At 70.7% G+C, this 19,651-nt stretch carries 17 protein-coding genes and 1 tRNA gene; 14 read left to right on the forward strand and 4 right to left on the reverse strand.

The window, feature by feature from the left end:
* Nucleotides 1-58: 58 nt before the first annotated feature.
* From AAD496_RS00180 to AAD496_RS00190, 3 genes are read left to right on the forward strand one after another with little or no spacing between them, the layout of a single operon-like run.
* Nucleotides 59-373 (forward strand): DMT family transporter, encoded by a 315-nt coding sequence (locus tag AAD496_RS00180; RefSeq protein WP_349826600.1) that lies wholly within the window; start codon nt 59-61, stop codon nt 371-373.
* Complete coding sequence (locus AAD496_RS00185; protein WP_349826602.1) at nt 374-820, forward strand: DMT family transporter; 447 nt, start codon at nt 374-376, stop codon at nt 818-820. It begins immediately after the preceding gene.
* On the forward strand, nt 817-1,284 hold the full coding sequence (locus tag AAD496_RS00190) for a VOC family protein (protein WP_349826603.1): 468 nt from the start codon (nt 817-819) through the stop codon (nt 1,282-1,284). Before AAD496_RS00185 ends, AAD496_RS00190 begins: the two co-directional genes overlap by 4 nt.
* 12 nt (nt 1,285-1,296) lie before the next feature.
* On the opposite strand, the gene AAD496_RS00195 is transcribed toward AAD496_RS00190, so the two are convergent.
* Entirely contained in the window at nt 1,297-2,031 is a 735-nt protein-coding gene (locus AAD496_RS00195) for a class I SAM-dependent methyltransferase (RefSeq protein WP_349826604.1), read from the reverse strand.
* Nucleotides 2,032-2,139: 108 nt separating this feature from the next.
* Between AAD496_RS00195 and AAD496_RS00200 the strand changes: the two genes are divergently transcribed.
* Both AAD496_RS00200 and AAD496_RS00205 read left to right on the forward strand, forming a co-directional pair.
* Nucleotides 2,140-3,078, forward strand: a complete 939-nt coding sequence (locus AAD496_RS00200) for a dihydrodipicolinate synthase family protein (protein WP_349826605.1) — start codon at nt 2,140-2,142, stop codon at nt 3,076-3,078.
* A 408-nt stretch (nt 3,079-3,486) separates the two neighbouring features.
* Nucleotides 3,487-3,777, forward strand: a complete 291-nt coding sequence (locus tag AAD496_RS00205) for a hypothetical protein (RefSeq protein ID WP_349826619.1) — start codon at nt 3,487-3,489, stop codon at nt 3,775-3,777.
* A gap of 112 nt (nt 3,778-3,889) precedes the next feature.
* Here AAD496_RS00205 and AAD496_RS00210 read toward each other — a convergent pair whose 3' ends face one another.
* Nucleotides 3,890-5,431 carry a SulP family inorganic anion transporter gene (locus AAD496_RS00210; protein ID WP_349826606.1) on the reverse strand — a complete coding sequence of 514 codons (1,542 nt, stop codon included), beginning with the start codon at nt 5,429-5,431 and terminating at the stop codon, nt 3,890-3,892.
* A 63-nt stretch (nt 5,432-5,494) separates the two neighbouring features.
* Here AAD496_RS00210 and AAD496_RS00215 point away from each other — a divergent pair, with 63 nt between their 5' ends.
* Together AAD496_RS00215 and AAD496_RS00220 are read left to right on the forward strand one after the other, a co-directional pair.
* On the forward strand, nt 5,495-5,923 hold the full coding sequence (locus AAD496_RS00215; RefSeq protein WP_349826607.1) for a helix-turn-helix domain-containing protein: 429 nt from the start codon (nt 5,495-5,497) through the stop codon (nt 5,921-5,923).
* A gap of 79 nt (nt 5,924-6,002) precedes the next feature.
* The gene (locus AAD496_RS00220; protein ID WP_349826608.1) at nt 6,003-6,851 is read left to right on the forward strand and encodes an HAD hydrolase family protein; all 849 of its coding nucleotides are present in this window, start codon (nt 6,003-6,005) and stop codon (nt 6,849-6,851) included.
* Between the two features lie 134 nt (nt 6,852-6,985).
* On the opposite strand, the gene AAD496_RS00225 is transcribed toward AAD496_RS00220, so the two are convergent.
* On the reverse strand, nt 6,986-8,644 hold the full coding sequence (locus AAD496_RS00225; protein ID WP_349826609.1) for an alanine/glycine:cation symporter family protein: 1,659 nt from the start codon (nt 8,642-8,644) through the stop codon (nt 6,986-6,988).
* Between the two features lie 300 nt (nt 8,645-8,944).
* A tRNA-Leu gene (locus AAD496_RS00230) sits at nt 8,945-9,028 on the reverse strand.
* A 324-nt stretch (nt 9,029-9,352) separates the two neighbouring features.
* Between AAD496_RS00230 and AAD496_RS00235 the strand changes: the two genes are divergently transcribed.
* From AAD496_RS00235 to pknB, 7 genes are all read left to right on the forward strand, one after another.
* On the forward strand, nt 9,353-10,255 hold the full coding sequence (locus tag AAD496_RS00235; RefSeq protein ID WP_349826610.1) for an FHA domain-containing protein: 903 nt from the start codon (nt 9,353-9,355) through the stop codon (nt 10,253-10,255).
* Entirely contained in the window at nt 10,252-10,806 is a 555-nt protein-coding gene (locus AAD496_RS00240) for an FHA domain-containing protein FhaB/FipA (protein ID WP_349826611.1), read from the forward strand. The genes AAD496_RS00235 and AAD496_RS00240 overlap by 4 nt, the downstream gene beginning before the upstream one ends.
* Nucleotides 10,803-12,473, forward strand: a complete 1,671-nt coding sequence (locus AAD496_RS00245) for a PP2C family protein-serine/threonine phosphatase (protein WP_349826612.1) — start codon at nt 10,803-10,805, stop codon at nt 12,471-12,473. The genes AAD496_RS00240 and AAD496_RS00245 overlap by 4 nt, the downstream gene beginning before the upstream one ends.
* A gap of 1 nt (nt 12,474) precedes the next feature.
* Nucleotides 12,475-14,124, forward strand: a complete 1,650-nt coding sequence (locus tag AAD496_RS00250) for an FtsW/RodA/SpoVE family cell cycle protein (protein WP_349826613.1) — start codon at nt 12,475-12,477, stop codon at nt 14,122-14,124.
* A complete protein-coding gene (locus tag AAD496_RS00255) occupies nt 14,124-15,596 on the forward strand; it encodes a peptidoglycan D,D-transpeptidase FtsI family protein (RefSeq protein WP_349826614.1) in 1,473 nt (490 codons plus the stop codon). Before AAD496_RS00250 ends, AAD496_RS00255 begins: the two co-directional genes overlap by 1 nt.
* A complete protein-coding gene (locus tag AAD496_RS00260) occupies nt 15,593-17,290 on the forward strand; it encodes a serine/threonine-protein kinase (protein WP_349826615.1) in 1,698 nt (565 codons plus the stop codon). The genes AAD496_RS00255 and AAD496_RS00260 overlap by 4 nt, the downstream gene beginning before the upstream one ends.
* 121 nt (nt 17,291-17,411) lie before the next feature.
* Nucleotides 17,412-19,430: a Stk1 family PASTA domain-containing Ser/Thr kinase gene (pknB, locus tag AAD496_RS00265; RefSeq protein ID WP_349826616.1), complete on the forward strand. Its 2,019-nt coding sequence runs from the start codon at nt 17,412-17,414 to the stop codon at nt 19,428-19,430.
* The last annotated feature ends 221 nt before the right edge of the window (nt 19,431-19,651 follow it).

Raw genomic sequence — 19,651 nt, forward strand, 5'->3', positions numbered from 1 at the left:
CGGGAGCGGTGTGCTCCCCCGCAACGCACCCGCAACGCGCGGAGGGCAGACTGGGGTGATGGCGTGGTTCATCCTCATCGCATCGGGCACCCTGGAGGCCGTGTGGGCCTCGGCCCTGGCCGCTTCCCGGGGATTCCGGAAGGTGCTGCCCTCGGTCGTCTTCGTCCTCGCCATGTGCACGTCGATGGCCGGCCTCGCGTGGGCCATGCGGACGATCCCGACGGGCACGGCCTACGCGGTGTGGGTGGGCATCGGCGCGGCACTCACCGTCCTGTGGGCGGTCGTGACGGGGCAGGAACGTGCCTCGCTCGTGCGGATCGGGCTGATCGTGCTGCTCGTCGGCAGCGTCATCGGCCTCAAGGTGGTGAGCTGAGTGCCCTGGCTCGTCCTCGTGATCAGCGGAGTGCTGGAGGCCGTCTGGGCGACCGCGCTCGGCGCTTCGGAGACCTTCACCCGCCCCGGCCCCACCCTCGTCTTCGCGCTCGGACTCGTGGCGAGCATGGTCGGGCTGGGGTGGGCGATGCGGTCGATCCCGGTCGGCACCGCCTACGCGGTGTGGACGGGGATCGGCGCGGCACTCACCGTCCTGTGGGCGGTCGCCACCGGCACGGAATCGCTCTCACCCCTCAAGGCCCTGTTCCTCGCCGGCATCGTCGGGGCGGTGATCGGGTTGAAGCTCGTGCCCTCGGCGGTCGGAGGCACGGCGGATGGCCCGGGTCCGGTGGACGGCACGGCGGATCCCGCAGAAGTTGATCCTGCGGGGATCGACACCGCGGACCCCTCGAGCCCGGCCGCCCTGCGTGGCAGACTCGGCCCATGACGACGACAGCACGCACGTTCCTCATGTTCGAGGGCGATGCAGAAGCAGCGATGCACCACTACGTCGAGGTGTTCGGCGGGGAGATCCTGTCGCTCACGCGCCACCCGGACGAACTGCCGCCCGAACAGGTCGAGGCCATGGAACAGGCGAAAGCCGCCGGCATGGACATGCAGATGAACGACGTGGCGGGCAAGGTCCTGTTCGCCGCGTTCCGGATCGCCGACCAGACCATCTACTGCAGCGACAGCTCCGTACAGCACGCCTTCGGGTTCACACCCTCGGTGTCCCTGTTCGTCGAGGTGGCGGAATCCGTCGAGGTCGACCGGATCGCCTCGGCCCTCGGCGACGGTGGTGCGGAACTCATGCCGCCGAGCGACGAGTACGGGTTCAGCCCCCGCTTCGCCTGGGTCCAGGACCGGTGGGGCGTCACCTGGCAGATCTCCTCCCGCCCGCTCACCTACTGAGAACGACCGGGGTCACTCCTCGTCGGCGCGGCGGACGAGGACGACGGAGTCCCGGAGGGTCGCCTGCTGTCCGTCGGGCCCGGTGGCCGTGCGGTCACGCAGTTCCGCGATGACCGTCGTCCACTCCGTCTCGTCGAGCGCCAGGTCCTCCCGTTCCGACTCGGGTGTCGGCAACTGCGTCGCCGGCTCCTCCCCGTGCCCGTGACCCGCGTGGTCGTGCTCGTCCGCGTGGTCACGCTCGTCCTCGTGATCGTGGGCGTGCGCGCTCCAGGGCGGGAGTTCCGCGTGTGCGACGACGAGCAGATGTCCGCCCGGGGCCACCCGCCGGGCACCTGCCCGCAGGATCTCGGCCCGGGCGAGCGCCACCGGTGACTGGAGGAACGAGGCGGTCACGAGGTCGAAGGTCCGCGGGTCCTCCCACCCGTCCAGGTCCCCGGCGACGAACTCCGCCCGGTCGGGCGAGACCCCGGCCTCCATCGCGGCCAGCCGCGCGCGGTCGACCGCGACCGTCGAGATGTCGATCCCCACGGCCTTCCACCCGCGCCGTGCGAGCCACAGGACGTCACCGCCCTCACCGCACCCGAGGTCCAGGGCGTTGCCGGAGTACAGGTCGCCGACCACGTCCTCCAGGACCGCGTTGACCTTCCCCGACCACACCGCACCGCGGGAGGAGTACATGTCCTCCCAGAAGTCCCGGGGATCCTGGTCGGGGTGCGGGTTCTCGTGCCCGGTCGTCGTGTCCGTCATGGCGCCTCCTGCACTCGTCGACGTCACCGGTGGTGACCACCGGCAAGGACCTGCCCCCATCCTTCACCCCTGACGCGCGGCCGTCGACCCTCCTGCCACACTGATTCCATGGGCCCATCCTCCCCGTCACCGTTCACCGGTCTCAGTGCCTTTACCCTCACGCCGTTCGTCGACGAAGCACCTGACCTCGACGCCCTCGCACGGCTGACCTCCCGTGCCGCCACGTCGGGCGTCGATTCCATCGGCGTCCTCGGCTCCACCGGCTCGTACATGTACCTCTCCCGGGACGAACGCACCCGGCTCACCCGGACCGCGATCGACGCCGCCGGCGACACACCGGTCGTCGTCGGCGTCGGCGCCCTGTCGACACGGCAGGTCCTCGATCTGGCCACCGACGCACAGGACGCGGGCGCTGCGGGACTCCTCGTCGCCGTACCCACCTACCAGGCACTCGACGCGGACGAGGTCCACTCCGTGTTCGAACGAGTGAGCGCCGTCGTCGACGTACCGGTCATCCTCTACGACAACCCCGGCACCACCCACGTGACCTACTCCCCGGAGCTGTACGGGTCGATCACTTCCCTGCCCCATGTCGCAGGCGTGAAGATCCCGCCGACCCGCGTGACGCCCGGGGACGTCGACACCAGCGCTCGGCAGCTCCTCGCGGTGCGGGAGTCCGTGGCGCCGGGTACGGCCGTCGGGATCTCCGGCGACCCGGCCGCGACGACGGCGCTCCTCGCCGGCGCGGACCTCTGGTTCTCCGTCCTCGCCGGGGTCCTCCCGGGGCCGTGCCTCGACCTCACCCGGGCGGCGACGGACTTGCGTTCCGCCGCCGAGGCGCCTGCCGCGTCCGCACACCATCTGCACTCCCGGCTGTCGCCGCTGTGGGAGCTCTTCCACACCCACGGCAGCCTGCGACCGACCGCTGCGATCGCCGAGGAGTTGGGCCTCGTCCGCCCGGATTCCCTTCCCGCCCCGATCCGCGGTCTTCCACCTGCGGCCCGGGAGTCCGTGGCGCGGATCGTCGAGGAACTCGACCTCCGCTGAACCAGTGCCCGATCGTTCTCTATCGATTTCTCTATGTCTGTGGAAAGACATGTGTATATTCACGAACATCCACCGTTCATCCACATTTCCACAGCCCTGTGGACAACGTGATCCGCGTGAATCTGCGGGATATCCGGGATTCTGTCCACAGACGAATACACACGTAGAGGCGGGAAGAAGGGCCGAGAACGCGCACACTCGTGTCATGGTCTCCGACGCCATTCCCACCGAGGTCACCTGCGTCATCGCCGGCGGCGGCCCGGCCGGGATCATCACCGGTCTGCTCCGGGGTCGACGTCCTCGTCCTCGAGAAACTCGGCGACTTCCTCCGCGACTTCCTCGGCGACGCGGCACACGCGATGTCACCGGCCGGCGGGTTCGGTGTGAACCTCGCGGTCCAGGACTTCGGTGGCCGCCGCCCGGATCCTCGCCGAGCCCCTGCGGACCGGATCCATCAGCGACCGTCACCTCGCCGCCGTCCCGTCCCGCCGTGCCTGGCCCGCCCGCGCCGTGCAGAGGGTCCAACAGGGGATCCAGGCGGGGATCGTGCGGGCCCTGGCCTCCGGCTCCGGGCCCGTGGCACCGCGTGCGCTCGTCCGTCTGCTGAGGACATTCCCGCAGCTCACCGCGCTCCCGGCCGCCTTCGTCGGGATCGGTCTGCGCCCGGAACCCGCCCCCGAGGCGGCCCGCCGGCAGTGAATGCACTCGATCCCGCTGTATTCCTTTTTCTACGTCCTCACATAGAAAAAGGAATACAGCGGGATCGAGTGCGATCGGGAGTGCCGGACCCACTGCACTCGGGCGGGACGGATCACCCCAACTCGCCGGTGAGCCTGCCATGACGGTGGGCGGAATCCTCGTTGAGCCCCTCGATCCGTACGGTGATGCCGTGCTGGGCGTACTTCGTCTCGATCGCGTCGAGTGCAGCGACGGTCGAGGCGTCCCACACGTGCGCCTGCGAGAGGTCGATGACGACCTCGGAGACCTCGGCGGCGTCACCTGCGTAGTCGAACTGGTTGGTCAGATCGTTCGAGGAGGCGAAGAGCAACTGGCCGGTGACCCGGTAGGTCCGGGCGCCTCGGCCGCGGGCGTCGGTGTCCGCCACCCGTTCGACGGAGGTGAGGTGGGCGACCCGGTTGACGAACAGGATGCCGGCGAGCGCGACGCCGGCGAGGACGCCGTAGGCCAGGTTGTCCGTGGCGACGGTGACGACGACGGTGACGACCATGACCGCGGTCTCGGAGGCGGGAAGACGCCGCAGGGTCGACGGTCGCACGGAGTGCCAGTCGAAGGTGGTGACGGCGGCGACGCCGAGGACCGCGACGAGCGCCGCCATCGGGATGAGACCGACGATCGGTCCGAGCGCCAGGCACAGGACGAGGATGAAGAACCCGGTGAGGAAGGTCGAGATCCGGGTCCGGCCCCCACCCTCCTTCACGTTCACGATCGTCTGGGCGATCATCGCGCAGCCGCCCATGCCGCCGAACAGCGCGACGACGAGGTTCGAAGCGCCCAGACCCCAGGCCTCGCGCGTCTTGTCGGAGTGGGTGTCCGTGAGGTCGTCGACGAGCTTGGCCGTCATGAGCGACTCCATCATCCCGACGAGGGCCATCGCGAAGGCGACCGGCAGGACGATCCGGAGGGTCTCCATGTCCAACGGGACGTCGGGCAGGAACAGGGTCGGCAGTGATTCCGGCAGCTCCCCCTGGTCACCGACGGTGGGCACGGTGATCCCGGCGAGCACGGTGATGCAGGTGAGCAGGACGACGGCGACGAGAGGACCGGGCACCACCTTCGTGATCCGCGGCAGGAGCACGACGACGGCGGCGCCGAGCACGACGAGCGGGTAGACGGCCCACGGGACGTGGATCAGATGCTCGATCTGCGACCAGGCGATGAGGATCGCGAGAGCGTTGACGAACCCGACCATCACGGACCGCGGGATGAACCGCATGAGCTTGGTGATTCCCAGGACACCCATGAGGATCTGGATGACGGCCATGCACCAGACCGCGAGCACCAGGTAGTCGAGACCCTGCTCCCCCTGCGCCTTCACCATGGGAGCGGCGACGAGCGCGACGGACCCCGCGGCTCCGGAGGCCATCGCGGGCCGCCCACCGACGAAGGCGATGACCATCGCGAGGATCACCGAGGTGAACAGGCCGACCCGGGGGTCGACACCGAGCACCACGGTGAAGGCGATCGACTCGGGGATGAGAGCGAGCGCGGTGATGAGCCCGGCGAGCGCCTCGATGGTGAGGCGGCGCGGGGACCGGAGTGCGGAGCGGACGGACCAGGAGGTGTCTGCCTCGGGTGATCCGGTGGACGTGCGCGAGGAGGGGGTGTCGGTCACGAGCGCCCACCCTACCCTCACGTAAGGGAAGGGTTCAAAGGGCATGTGGCAGAATCGGACGCCATGACCACCCGGACCGAGGACCCCGCACCGGCGGCCGATACCGCGCGGAAGGACGCCGCCCGCACCGACGGCGTGCCGGTCGACACCGTGCAGATCGGCACCGTCGCCGAGCGCACCGGCCTGTCCCTGCGGACCCTGCGACACTGGGACGAGGTCGGACTCGTCTCCCCCTCAGCACGGTCCGAGGGCGGCTTCCGCCTATACACCGAGTCCGACGTCGAGAGGATCCTCCTCGTCCGTCGCATGAAGCCCCTGGGCTTCACCCTCGAACAGATGGGCGAACTCCTGGCGCTGGCCGAGGGCGAACCGACGGAGGCCTCACGTGCCCATCTCGCCGCCCTGCGCACCGAGGCACACGAACGCCGCGCCCAGCTGGCCCGCAAGCTCGACATGGCCGACGAGTTCATCGCCACCCTCGACGCCCTCTGATTCGTCCGCGGGCTCTGGCCCCCCGGGTCCTCTGACTCCTCGGCCGCCCGACCCCCGCACCCCACCCGGAAGGCCATCCATGACACCTGCCGCCGCCGCTTCCGCCGACCACCGTGTCGTGTTCCTCGACGTCGACGGCACGATCCTCGACGAGGACGGGAACATCCCCGCCTCGACCACCCGGGCGATCCGCCACGCCCGGGCCTCCGGGCACCGGGTGTTCCTCGCGACCGGCCGGGTGCCCCGCGAGATCTTCCCGGAGCTCGCGGCGCTCGGCTTCGACGGAGCGGTCACCGGGGCCGGGGCCTACGCCCGGGTGGGCGCGCGCACGGTGTTCGCGCGAGCGATGACCCGGCCACAACTCCGGGAGATGGTCGACGTGTTCGTCGCGGCGGACCTCATGTACAACCTCCAGGGCCCGGACTTCACCCACCCGACCCCGGCCCACCAGGAGGAGATGGCGCGGCGGTACACGGCACTGGGGCGGGCGGATGCACAGTCGCTGGCCTTCGGTGACACCGTGCGTCCGCTCGACCCCGGGGTCCTGCCGGACACGCCGGTCTCGAAGGCCGTGTTCACCGGCACCCGGGACGACGCCTACGACCGGGTGGTCGCGGGCCTCGGCCCGGACTTCGAGGTCATCACCGGCACCCTGCCGGGCCTGGGCACCCGCGGCGGCGAGGTGTCCCTGGCCGGTGTCGACAAGTCCGCGGGTGTCCGCGCCGTCCTCGCCGACCTCGGCGTCCCGGTCGAGCGGGCGGTCGCGATCGGCGACAACAACAACGACCTGCAGATGCTCCGCTACGTGGGCACCGGTGTCGCGATGGGAAACGGCACACCCGAGGCGAAGGAGGCGGCCGACCTCGTCACCGACCCCGTGGACGCGGACGGCGTCGCACACGCCTTCGAACGCCTGGGTCTCGTCTGACACCCCGTGACGTCTCCACCCTCGGCTTGCCTGAGGGTGGAGACGGGGGTGCCACCAAGGCCGAGGAGCGAAGGAGTACGTGGGGTTGGTACTTCGAGCGTGCGAGTTCGCCGGTGGCGCCCCCGTATCCGCCCTCAGGCCGTCGGGACCTCGACGTCGACGCCGCGTGCCTTCTGGGCCTTGCGGAACTCGCGCTTGATGGCGCGGCGCTCGGTCTTGAGCGCGCTCACGCGCTTGCGCTCGGCCGTCACCTGCTCGCGGGTCGGGTGGTGGTCGCGCAGACCCACCTGGAGGTCCTCGGGGACCTCCTCCAGCGCGTCGGCCAGGGCACGGGTGCGGTGCTTGAGGATCTCGTAGCGGACGATCCGCGACAGGAAGTACATGCCGATCAGGTTCGGCACCGTCATGAGGAAGAACATCGCGTCGGAGAAGGCGAGCACCGAGTCGAGGGACGCGGCGGCACCGACGATGATCGCGAGGATCCAGCAGACGTTGAAGATCTGCAGACCCACCTTGCTGTTCTTCGTGAGGTAGAGGATCGACTGCTGGCCGTAGTAGGCGTAGGACAGCACGGTCGAGAAGGCGAAGAGCACGACGCAGACGGTGAGCAGGATCGGGAACCACCCGACGACCGTGCCGAAGGCCTGGCTGGTGAGCGCGACACCCTCGGCGGTGCTGCCGTCCCCGGCATCGGCGGCGAACAGGCCCGTCGTCGTGATGGCGAGCGCCGTCATGCTGCAGATGATGATGGAGTCGACGAGCGGCTCCCACAGAGCGGTGAAACCCTCGGTCGCGGGGTCGGAGGTCTTCGAGGCCGAATGGGCCATGCCCGCCGTACCCAGGCCACCACCGTTGGAGAACAGGGCGCGCTGGATGCCGACGACCGCGACACCGACGATGCCGCCGGCCACGCCCTCACCGGTGAAGGCGCCGGTGAAGATGAGCCCGATCGCGCGGGGGATCTCGGTGGCGTTCACGGCGAGGACCACGAGGACGGATCCGACGTAGAGGATGCCCATGGCGGGCGTGATGGCCGAGGTCCACTCGGCGATCCGGGTGATCCCGCCGAGGATCACGAGGGCGGCGACGGCGGCCATGACGACACCGACCACCCAGCCCTTGCCGTCGAGCCAGGACTCCTCACCACCGGTGGCGGCGGCGAGCAGGGCGGCGGCCTGGTTGGACTGGAACATGTTGCCGGCGCCGAACACGCCGACCATGGTGACGAGCGCGTAGAACACGGCGAGGAACTTGCCCAGACGCGGACGGCCGATCTCGGCCAGACCCGTGCGCAGGTAGTACATGGGACCGCCGGAGGTCTTCCCGTTCTCGTCGACGATCCGGTACTTGGACCCGAGGGTCGCCTCGGCCATCTTCATGCTCATCGCCAGGAACCCGAAGATCACGATCCACAGGGCGGCACCGGGGCCACCGATCGTGATCGCCACCGCGACACCGGCGATGTTGCCCAGTCCCACGGTGCCCGAGAGCTCGGTCGCGAGCGCCTGGAAACTCGTCACCTGTCCGGGGTCGGTCTTCCGGGAGAAGGTCCCGCGGATGACGCGGATGGAGTGCCGGAGCCCCGTGAGCGGCTGGAAGCGCAGGTAGACCGTGAGGAACAGGCCACCGAGCATCAGCCACACGATGACGATCGGCAGTTCGGCACCGCCGGGCAGGGGCACGGCGTAGAAGACGATCGCCGACATGAGATCGGCGATCGGCGCCACCCACGAGTCGATGGTCTGGTCGATGCCCCCGCTTGCGAGGACGTCCGGGGTTCGTGCGGGATCCATGTGAGTCACCGCGGTGCGAGGTCGCTTTACGGTCGGGGACTCGCCCCGACTCCGGCACCTCGCACGAACTTAGCGTGGTGTCGTGATGATTCAAGTCACATCGGTGACGGATTACCAGAGAAATCGTAAACCTACGGTATTCGTACGGACTCCGGTTCGCACGATACCCCCGCGACGAGCCCGGGGACGGTCACCCCGGGCCGCACCACGACCCGGGCGACGCCACCACACGGGTGACGCCAGGGGTGACGAAGAAGATCCGGGCCGGAACCCTCTGGGGTTCCGGCCCGGATCATTCGGTGCGCAAGGGGGGACTTGAACCCCCACGATGTTGCCATCACTGGCACCTGAAGCCAGCGCGTCTACCTATTCCGCCACTTGCGCAAGCGGTGACAACAAATATACGCAGCCCGCGGGGAGTCGCACAAATCGAAACCGCCCCACTCGACCCCTTTGAGATTCACTTCACACCCAAGCACATCACCCGACACCAGCGATCGGGCAGCACCCCGCGTGGCAGATTCCCCGGCCCCTCTGAGTGTTCCCGACGAACGAACGGCCCACCGCATGGTTAGCATGGTGTGCTGACGCAGCGTGCGCCACGTGACCGGAGGACCGATCTCACCAGCCGATCCTCCCGTCCTCCGGCGCCCGTCTCCGTCACCGCACCACCGGAGGACCCAGACCGAAGGAAGGAGGCATCCGCACATGGGCGTGCTCGACCGGTTCGAGAAAGGCATCGAACGCGTGGTGAACGGAGCCTTCGCCAAGGCCTTCCGTTCCCAGGTGGAACCCGTGGAACTCGCGGGGGCCCTGCGCAAGGAGGCCGACGACCGTGCCGCCGTCGTCTCCCGCGGCCGCACCCTCACCGCCAACTCCTACGTGTTCGAACTGTCCGCGGCGGACTACGACCGCCTGGAACCGATCGCCACGGATCTGCTCGCGGACCTCCGCCAGGTCGCCGGTGACCACGCGGTGAGCCAGGGGTACACCTTCGTCGGCCCCGTGACGGTCACCTTCGAGGAGGCCGACGACCTGGACACCGGCATGTACCGGGTCCGCGCCTCGACCAGACGCTCCGACGGCACCCCGGCCGCGCAACCGGCCAGCCGCGGCGGCTACGACCCGGTGTCGCGGGCCCATCCGATCGTCCCCGAGGTCTACGCCCACCAGGCCCAGTCCACCCCGGGCCACAACGCGGACCTCCCGAGCGACCACATCCCGCCCGCCCCGCAGGTCACGGTCGACACCGACTCCCAGGACCCCGGGCCGACTTCCTCCGCTCCCGCGGCCTCCCGCCCCCGGCGCACCGCGCAGCGCACCTTCCTCGCGCACGTCCACGACACCGACCACCTGCTGCCCGAGGGCACGACCGTCTTCGGCCGCTCCTCCCAGAGCGCGGACGTCGTCGTCGACGACCCCGGCGCCTCCCGCGCCCACTTCCGGGTGACGGTCGAGGGCGGGCACGCGACCGCCCAGGACATGGACTCCACGAACGGCACCCTCCTCGACGGCCACCGGATCGACACGGTGGCCCTCACGGACGGGGTCGAGCTGCTGGTCGGCGACACCCCGGTGACGTTCCGGATCGACGAAACGGGAGGCCGATGAGCGAGTTCACCGTCATGTTGCTGCGGTTCGCGCTCTTCGCCCTGCTGTGGCTCTTCGTCCTCCTCGTCGCCCGCGTGGTGCGCAAGGACATCTACGCCCCCCGCCGCCGAGGCGCCGCACGGGCCGCGGACGGTACCGGCACAGAGGCGCAGTACCCCGCCGGGCCCCCCGCCGCCGAGGAGTCCTCCCCTCCGCACCACCCCGCGCCGCCCGGTGCCCCCGCCGGGGCCGGTCCCCCGGCCTCCGGGCCCGTGCCGACCCACGCCTCGCGCCTCGTCGTCACCGGTGGACCGCTCACCGGTACCGTCCTGGCCCTCGGGTCCGTGCCCGTCACCTTCGGACGTTCGGGGTCGAACGACCTGGTCATCGACGACGACTACACCTCGGGTCGTCACGCCCGTCTGGTCCCGCAGGGGTCCGGCTGGGTGCTCGAGGACCTCGGCTCCACGAACGGCACCCACCTGGACGGGGCACGGGTGACCGCACCGGTGCCGCTGGGACCCGGCCGACCCTTCACCATCGGACACACCACACTGGAGCTTGCCGCGTGAGCACTGCACCCACACACGTCCTGCGGACCGCGGCGCGCTCGCACACCGGACTCCACCGCAAGAACAACCAGGACTCCGGGTTCGCGGGCCCCAACTTCCTCCTCATCGCCGACGGCATGGGTGGGCACGCCGGTGGTGACGTCGCCTCGGCCATCACCGTCGCGCGGATGCAGGCCCTTGGCGACACCGGGTCGAACCCGGACGCGCTCGACACACTGCGGTCCACGATCCTCGCGGCGAACGACCGGATCATCGACACCGTCCACGACATGCCGGAGCTCGCCGGCATGGGAACGACCGTCACCGCTCTCCTGCGGGACGGCGACCGTTTCGGTCTCGCCCACATCGGTGACTCCCGTGCCTACCTGCTGCGCGACGACGAGCTCACCCTCGTCACCCACGACCACACCTTCGTCCAGCTCCTCGTCGACGAGGGCCGGATCACCCCGGAGGAGGCCGACACCCACCCCCAGCGTTCCGTCGTCATGCGGGTACTCGGGGACGTCGGTGCCGCCCCGGAACTCGACCTGTCCTTCCGCGAGGCCCGTCCCGGCGACCGCTGGATGCTGTGCTCCGACGGCCTCACCGGCTTCGCGGCGATCGAGGACATCGAGGACGCCCTGAAGACCATCCCCGACCTCGGGGCCTGCGCGGACCACCTCGTCGACCTGGCACTGGCCGGGGGCGGTGCGGACAACGTCACCGTCGTCATCGGCGACGTCGTCGAGGCGCCCGAGGACGACCGGGCCGTCACCGACGCCGCGTCCCTGGGCTCCGCCGTCGGCTCGGTCGCGATCAACCCCCAGTTCGCCCAGCTCGGGCTCGTCGAGTCGACGCCGACCGAGCTCATCGAGACCGGCCCCCAGGCCGTCGTCCCCGAGGACCTCACGGACACCACCGAAATGCCCGCGATCGACCTCCTCGGCGAACCCGCCGTCGAACCCGGACAGGACTCGACCGCCGGGACCGACGCACCGACCCTCGAGGTCCCCACGCGTGAGGTGCCCGCAGGCGCCGGGGCCATGGCACCCGGCTACCCGGGTGCCGACACCCCGACGGACGAGCCCGGGACCGGCGACGCCGCCGGAACGACCGGCACTTCGGCCGCCGAGGACGTGGCCCCGGAGGACCCCGACCACCCGGACGACCCCGCGGCGGACCGGCCCCGCCGCCGGCGCGGACTCGTCGCACTCCTCGTCACTCTCGCGGTCGTCCTCGCCGTCGTGCTCGCCGCGGCCTTCGGGTGGAACGCGGTCCGCAGTCAGTACTACGTGGCCGCCGAGGACGGGATCGTCGTCGTCTACCGCGGGATCCCGCAGGACCTGGGCCCCGTCGACCTCTCCGAGGAGGAGCTGCGCACCGACATCGCCGTCGCCGACCTCGGGGAGTTCAGCCGCACCCGGGTGGAGGACGGGATCGCCTCGCTCACCCGGGAGGAGGCCCTGGCCGTCACGGAGACCCTGCGCACGGAGGCCGAGTCGAACGCCGCCGCCGAGGCGGACCCCTCCCCCACCGACCCGCCGACCGGTGAGCCCACCGGGGGCGTCACCACGCCCACCCCGGGATCGGGTTCCGGCGGGAACGACGGGCAGGCGCCGGACCAGGGCTCCCCCGAACAGGGTTCCGAACCGACGACCCGGGCGACCGCCGGGCGGGCGGGGAACTGACATGAGCACCCTGACACCGGTGGAGAGCCGTCCGGACGGGCCGCCGGGCCCGGGGACGCACCGTGTCGCGGAACTGGGCCTCACGGTGCTCGCCGTGCTCGTGTCCGCCGGCGCCTATGCACTCGTGGGTCTCGGCGCCGAGGACCGCGTCCCCGCGAACGTCTACGTGTACGCCGGCTGGCAGGCCGGTCTCGGACTGCTGCTCCACGCCCTCGTGTGGTGGCGCGCCAAGTACGCCGATCCCGTCGTCGTCCCCATCGCGCTGCTGCTCAACGGCCTGGGCCTGGCGATGATCTACCGGATCGACCTGGCGCTGACCGACACGGACACCACCTCGACCGTCGCCACCTCCCAGATGCAGTGGACGACGCTCGGTGTGTTGTGCGCCGGGATCGTCGTCGTGTTCCTGCGCGACCACCGGATCCTGCGCCGTTACACGTACACCTGTGGCCTCGCCGCCCTCGTGCTCCTCCTGCTGCCGCTCATGCCCTTCATCGGCGCGGAGATCAACGGTGCCCGGATCTGGATCCGGATCGCCGGCATGTCCTTCCAGCCCGGTGAGATCGCCAAGATCCTGCTCGCGGTGTTCTTCGCCGGCTACCTGGCGACCTACCGCGACCAGCTCGTGCTCGCCGGGCCGAAGATCCTCGGTGTGCGCCTGCCGCGCCTGCGTGACTGCGCCTTCCTCGCACTGCTCGCCGTCGGCAGCGTCGGAATCCTGGTGATGGAGAAGGATCTCGGCACCTCGCTGCTGTACTTCGGTCTGTTCGTCGCGATGCTCTACGTCGCCACCGGCGTGAAGACCTGGATCTTCCTCGGCCTCGGTGCCTTCGCCGCGGCCGCGGTGGCCGCCTGGGCCCTGTTCGGTCACGTCCAGCAACGTGTGGACGGGTGGCTGCACGCCCTCGACCCGGAGCAGTTCAACCGTCCCGGCGGCTCCTACCAGCTCGTCACCGGCCTGTTCGGGATGGCCGACGGCGGACTGGTCGGCAACGGCCTGGGCGAGGGCCGCCCCCAGCAGACCCCCTTCGCGAACTCCGACTTCATCTGGGCCTCGCTCGGCGAGGAACTCGGCCTCGTCGGCGCCTTCGCGATCCTGCTCCTCTACGTCCTGCTCTTCGAACGCGGCATGAAGACCGCCCAGAAGCTCCGCGACGGTTTCGGCACCCTGCTCGTCACGGGGCTGTCCTTCTCGCTCGCCCTCCAGTGCTTCATCGTCATCGGCGGCGTCACCCGGCTCATCCCGCTCACCGGCCTCACCACGCCCTTCCTGGCGGCCGGCGGCTCCTCGCTGGTGGCCAACTGGATCATCATCGGCCTGCTCCTGCGCGCCTCCGACAACGCCCGTCGCCCCGTCGAGGAGCTCCACACCGGCGTCCTCACCCTCCCGAAGGAGCGCCTGCGTCGCTCCCGGTCCACGGAGGACCCTGCCGAGGCGCCCGCCGAGCAGGGCACGCCCGTGGCAGCAGGCACCTCGACCGCGGGACACCGGCAGCAGTGGGACGCCGAGGCGCCCACCGGACTCATCGACCGCCGGACGGCCCGTGCGGCGGGCACCGACGCCGCGGACGGGTTCCCCGGTGATCTGCTCGACGGTCGCGGCCGGGACCGCGCCGAGGACCGCACGCACGAGGATCGGAGGGAGGACTGATGCTGAAACCGCTGCGCAACGTCTCGTTGGTCGGGTTCGTCATGTTCGCCCTGCTGTTCGGGTCGACGAGCTGGATCCAGTACTTCTCCGCCCAGCGGCTGGCCGAGGACCCGCTCAACACCCGCGGGATCCGGGAGGCGCTCGACCGTCACCGCGGACCGCTGCTCGTCGACGGCAGCCCGATCGCGTCCTCCGTCGAGACCGAGGACGGGGTGTACGACTACCAGCGCACCTACGGTTCCGAGGGCCTCGACCCGGAGGTCTACGCGGCCGCGACCGGCTACTTCATGGTGACGAACGCGACCACCGGGCTGGAGCGGACCGAGAACTCGCTGCTGTCCGGGACGGACGACGCCCTGTTCTTCGACCAGGCCGGGTCCTGGTTCACCGGGCAGGAGCCGATGGGTGCGTCCGTGTCGCTCACGCTCGACCCGCAGGCCCAGCAGGCGGCCTGGGACGCGCTGGGCGGGCAGAAGGGCGCGGTCGTCGCACTCGACCCGTCGACCGGCGACGTCCTCGCGATGGTCTCCACCCCCGGGTGGGATCCCAACGACCTGGCCGTCCACGACTCCACGGCCGCGACCGAGGCGTACGACGCGCTCGTCGAGGACGAGGACGACCCCCTCTACAACCGTGCGATCGCCGGCAACCTCTACCCGCCGGGGTCCACCTTCAAGCTCGTGACCGCCGCGGCCGCCCTGGAGTCCGGGGACTATTCCGCCGACTCGGTGCTGCCCGGGCCCGCGACCCTCGACCTGCCGCAGACCTCCGCGACGATCTCGAACTCGAACCGGGCCGCCTGCGGTCCCGGCGACGAGGTGACCCTCGCGACCTCGCTGGAGATCAGTTGCAACACGTCCTTCGCCCAGCTCGGCATGGACCTCGGGCCCGAGGTAATGGCCGACCAGGCCGCGGAGTTCGGGTTCGGACGCGATCTCGACATCCCGCTACCGGTGACGCCCTCCTCGTTCCCCGCGGACACGGACGAACCGCAACTGGCACAGAGCTCGATCGGCCAGTTCGAGGTGCGCACGACCCCCATGCAGATGGCGATGGTCGCCTCGGCGATCGCCGGGGACGGGGCCCTCATGGAACCCCGCCTCGTGGCCGAGGTCCGCAACGCGCGAACCCTCGACCTCATCGAACAACCCTCGCCCCGGGAGTTCTCCCGGCCGGTGAGCGAGGAGACCGCCGCGACGCTCACGGACATGATGGTGTCCGTGACGGAGTCCGGGACGGGCACGGCCGGGGCGATCCCCGGCGTCGACGTGGCGGCCAAGACCGGGACCGCGCAGCACGCCGAGGGCGCGGCGCCCCACGCGTGGTTCACCTCCTTCGCCCCGGCCGACGACCCGCAGGTCGCGGTCGCGGTGGTCGTGGAGAGCGGGGGCAATGCAGGCAGCGAGGCATCGGGCGGCAGTTCCGCCGGTCCGATCGCCAAGGCAGTGATGGAAGCGGTGATCGACCAGTGAGACCAGCATCAGGAACGCTGCTCGGCGGGCGGTACGAGCTCACCAGCCGGATCGCCGTCGGCGGAATGGGCGAGGTGTGGATGGGCCGGGACACCGTCCTGACCCGCAAGATCGCCGCCAAGATCATGAAGGAGGAGTACCTCACCGACCAGGACTTCCTCGCCCGGTTCCGGGCCGAGGCGCGGTCGATGGGTGCCGTCTCCGACCCCGGCATCGCCGCCGTCTACGACTACGGCGAGGAGAACGGCAGCCCGTACCTCGTCATGGAGTACGTGCCCGGTGAGGCGCTGTCGACCCTGCTCGACCGCGGCGGGGCGATGAGCGAGAAGGAGACGCTGCAGATCGTCGGACGGGCCGCCGCCGCCCTCGACGCCGCACACCGGTCCCATGTCGTCCACCGCGACGTGAAGCCCGGCAACATCCTCGTGACCCCCGACAACCACGTGAAGATCACCGACTTCGGGATCGCCCGGGTCGCCGACCAGGCGCCGCTCACGAAGACCGGTCAGGTCATGGGCACCGCCCAGTACCTCGCCCCGGAGCAGGCGACCGGCAAGGGGTCGACGCCCGCCTCCGACCTGTACTCGCTCGGCATCATCATGTACGAGGCGTTGGCCGGCGTGCGGCCCTTCACCGGGGAGTCCCAGGTGGAGATCGCGATCGCGCAGGTCAACCGCAAGCACCCGCCGCTGCCAGGCACCGTGAGCGAACCGGTGCGCCGTCTCGTCGACTCCATGTTGGAGAAGAAGCCGGAGAACCGACCGGCCAGTGGCGCGGCCGTCGCCGCCGCCTGCACGGCCCTGGGCAACGGGGACGTGCGCGCCGCCTACGCCGCGGTGCCGCAGATGGCTCCCGGGGGTGCCGACTCCTCGGCGGCGACCCGTGTGATCGACCGTCCGGACCCCGCGACCGAGGCGACCACCCGCGTCATGCCGCGGTCGGTCTCCTCCTCCGGTCCCGCCGCGGGTGCCGCCGGCGCCGTGGCGGCCGGAGCCGCCGGGGCACAGGCGGTGCAGGGTGCGGCCGGGCAGGGCACGCGGAACGGATACGGACAGGGCGCCTCGGGCGGAACCCCGACGGGGTCCCGGAACGAGGTCGAGGAGAGGGAGAGGACACCGAAGGCGGCGATCGTCGCGATCGTCGTCCTCGTCGTCGCGATCCTCGCCGGCCTCGCGTGGATCCTGTACATGTTCCTCGGCCCGCAGGGTGGTGGGGAACCGGACCCGGTGGACACGGCCTCGGTCGAACCGACCGAGGAGGAGACCACCGAGGCGACGACCGTGACGCTCGACCCGGACACGTACATCGGGCTGAGCGAGGGCTCGGCGATCTCGAACCTCAACAACCTGGGACTCAACGCGGACGTCAGCGCCGTCGAGTCCGACGAACCGGCCGGGATCGTCGTCGACGTGCTCGAGGGAGACGACGGCTACACGTTCACCCGCGGGGACACCGTCGAGATCGAGGTCTCGACGGGGCCGGAGGAACCGGAACCCGAACCGGAACCCGAGCCCACCTCCGAGGAGCCGGAACCCGAACCGGAACCGACCTCCGAGGAGCCGGAACCGGAACCGACCGTCGAGGAGCCCGAACCCGAGGTGCCCGAGGAGACCACCGGTGGTGGGAACGGCAACGAGGGCGGTGGCAACGGCGGCCCCGGCAACGGCACCCAGGGCAATGACGGGCAGCCGTGAGCAGCCGGTGGGCTCCGTGAGTCCTGAGGCCCGACCCGGGCCGCATCGGTGACAATGGACGTTCGAAGGAGCGGGGCACGTCACGGGGAAGTCCCGTCACGTGGACCCCGCGGAGGGAAACATGACTGAACCACGCCTGTTGTCGGGCCGCTACGAGGTCCGGGGACTCCTGGGCCGCGGCGGCATGGCCGAGGTGCACGAGGGACTCGACACCCGTCTGGGTCGTCGCGTCGCCATCAAGCTGCTGCGGTCCGACCTGGCCCGTGACCCGTCGTTCGAGGCCCGCATCAAGCGCGAGGCGCAGTCCGCCGCCGGCCTCAACCACCCGGGCATCGTCGCCGTGTACGACTCCGGCGAGCAGGTGATGGAGGAGAGCGGCGGCAGCGAGGTGCGCCTGCCCTTCATCGTCATGGAGTACGTCGAGGGCGACACGCTGCGTTCGGTCCTCAACGACCACGGCTCGCTCACGGTGCAGGAGTCGCTCGACGTCATCGCCGGGGTCCTCGCCCCGCTCGACTACAGCCACCGCAACGGGATCGTCCACCGCGACATCAAGCCCGCGAACGTCATGCTCACGCCCGCGGGCGACATCAAGGTCATGGACTTCGGGATCGCCCGCGCCCTCGAGGACACCGGGCAGCTCACGCAGACCCAGTCCGTCGTCGGCACCGCGCAGTATCTGTCGCCCGAGCAGGCCCGCGGTGAGGTCGTCGACGCCCGCTCCGACCTCTACTCGACCGCGTGCATGCTCTACGAGCTGCTCGCCGGTCGCACCCCCTTCACCGGCGACTCGCAGCTGGCGATCGCCTACCAGCACGTGGGCGAGAAGCCCCGACCGGCCTCCGACTTCAACCCGGACGTGCCCGCGGCGGTCGACCGACTACTCGCCCACGCCCTGGAGAAGTCCCGGGAAGACCGCTACCAGGACGCCCGGACCTTCCGCAACGACGTGCTCGCCGTCCGTGACGGTCGTCCCCTGTCGATCGACGACGAGGCGACCCGCGCCATGGGTGCCGTGCCCCCCGCCGCTGCCGCGGGTGCCGGTGCCATCGGTGTCGCGTCCGCGGGCGTCCAGGGGTCCGGCCCGGCCGCGGCCCAGGCCCCGGCCACCGGCGCCGTCCCGGTGGGGGCGGCCGGAGAGCAGGGCGCCTCGGGAGTGGAGCCCGGTCTCATGACCGGCATGGTCGCGACCGTGCCGGACGAGGGACAGATCGACGAGGCCCGGCGGGCCCGGCGGCGGCGCGGGTGGTTCGCCGTCGGCGCGGCGCTGCTCGCCCTCGTCCTCACCGGCATGGGGCTGTGGATCTACCAGATGTCCCGACCGGCGGAGGTCACCCACTTCGAACTCGCCGACCTGTCGAACCGCACGGCCGACGACGCCGAGGCGTACCTGCTCGACGTCGGGCTCAGCGTCGACCGGGAGGAGGTCGCCTCCGACGACGTGCCGAACGGCCAGGTGGTCGACACGGACCCGGCGGCTGGATCGGACGTGTCGGCCGGGTCGGTCGTCCAGCTCAACGTGTCGACCGGACCGGACAACGTCGACGTGCCCGACGTCGAGGGTGAGACCGAGTCGCGGGCCCGCCAGCTCATCAACGACTCGGGCCTCGTGGCCGGGTCGAACCAGGAGGAGAACTCCCCCGACGTGGAGAAGGGCGTCGTCCTGGAGACGAAGCCGGGGTCCGGCACGAACCTGGCGATCGGTACGACCGTCGACCTCGTCCTGTCCTCGGGGCAGGTGACCGTCCCCGACGTCATGGGCAACGACGAGGAGTCCGCCTGCGCCACGCTCGAGGGCGACAGCTACCAGCTCACCTGCTCGACGACCGAGGAGGAGACGGACGAGGCCGAGCCCGGCACCGTCATCGACCAGAGCACCGACGGGGGCGAGGACGTCGACCAGGGTTCGACGATCACGCTCACCATCGCCAAGGAGAAGCCGACGCCGACGCCGACGCCGACGCCGACGCCGGAGCCCACCCCACAACCCACCCAGAGCACCGGGAACGGCAACGGGAACGACGGTGGTGGCAACGGCGGCCCCGGCAACGGCAACCAGGGTGACGGGAACGGCAACGCCTCCAACACCGGCAGCCCCTGGGAGGACTGGGACATCGAGGACCTCGAACCCCTCGGCTGAGCCGGCCCGGGTCCCTTCTCGGGTCCTTCCCCGGGTCCTGGAGAGTTCCGGCCCGCTGAATCGCTTTGGCCCCCTGAGATGCTCATCTCAGGGGGCCAAAGCGATTCAGCGGGCCAGGAGTCCTCCGCCGGAGGCGGCGTCGGGCTCAGCCGGTGGGGTGCCGGGGCTCGGGCGGCGTCGGACTCAGCCGGTGGGGTGCCGGGGCTAGGGCGGCGTCGGAC

The sequence above is a fragment of the Brevibacterium litoralis genome, from assembly GCF_040212315.1.
Taxonomy (GTDB): Bacteria; Actinomycetota; Actinomycetes; order Actinomycetales; family Brevibacteriaceae; genus Brevibacterium; species Brevibacterium litoralis.

Excerpts from the sequence above, each read along its gene's own strand:
- AAD496_RS00195 (WP_349826604.1), bottom strand. The coding sequence starts at position 2,031 with ATGACGGACACGACGACCGGGCACGAGAACCCGCACCCCGACCAGGAT.
- AAD496_RS00235 (WP_349826610.1), top strand. The coding sequence starts at position 9,353 with ATGGGCGTGCTCGACCGGTTCGAGAAAGGCATCGAACGCGTGGTGAAC.
- pknB (WP_349826616.1), top strand. The coding sequence starts at position 17,412 with ATGACTGAACCACGCCTGTTGTCGGGCCGCTACGAGGTCCGGGGACTC.
- AAD496_RS00255 (WP_349826614.1), top strand. The coding sequence starts at position 14,124 with ATGCTGAAACCGCTGCGCAACGTCTCGTTGGTCGGGTTCGTCATGTTC.
- AAD496_RS00220 (WP_349826608.1), top strand. The coding sequence starts at position 6,003 with ATGACACCTGCCGCCGCCGCTTCCGCCGACCACCGTGTCGTGTTCCTC.
- AAD496_RS00240 (WP_349826611.1), top strand. The coding sequence starts at position 10,252 with ATGAGCGAGTTCACCGTCATGTTGCTGCGGTTCGCGCTCTTCGCCCTG.
- AAD496_RS00225 (WP_349826609.1), bottom strand. The coding sequence starts at position 8,644 with ATGGATCCCGCACGAACCCCGGACGTCCTCGCAAGCGGGGGCATCGAC.
- AAD496_RS00180 (WP_349826600.1), top strand. The coding sequence starts at position 59 with ATGGCGTGGTTCATCCTCATCGCATCGGGCACCCTGGAGGCCGTGTGG.
- AAD496_RS00190 (WP_349826603.1), top strand. The coding sequence starts at position 817 with ATGACGACGACAGCACGCACGTTCCTCATGTTCGAGGGCGATGCAGAA.
- AAD496_RS00215 (WP_349826607.1), top strand. The coding sequence starts at position 5,495 with ATGACCACCCGGACCGAGGACCCCGCACCGGCGGCCGATACCGCGCGG.
- AAD496_RS00200 (WP_349826605.1), top strand. The coding sequence starts at position 2,140 with ATGGGCCCATCCTCCCCGTCACCGTTCACCGGTCTCAGTGCCTTTACC.
- AAD496_RS00250 (WP_349826613.1), top strand. The coding sequence starts at position 12,475 with ATGAGCACCCTGACACCGGTGGAGAGCCGTCCGGACGGGCCGCCGGGC.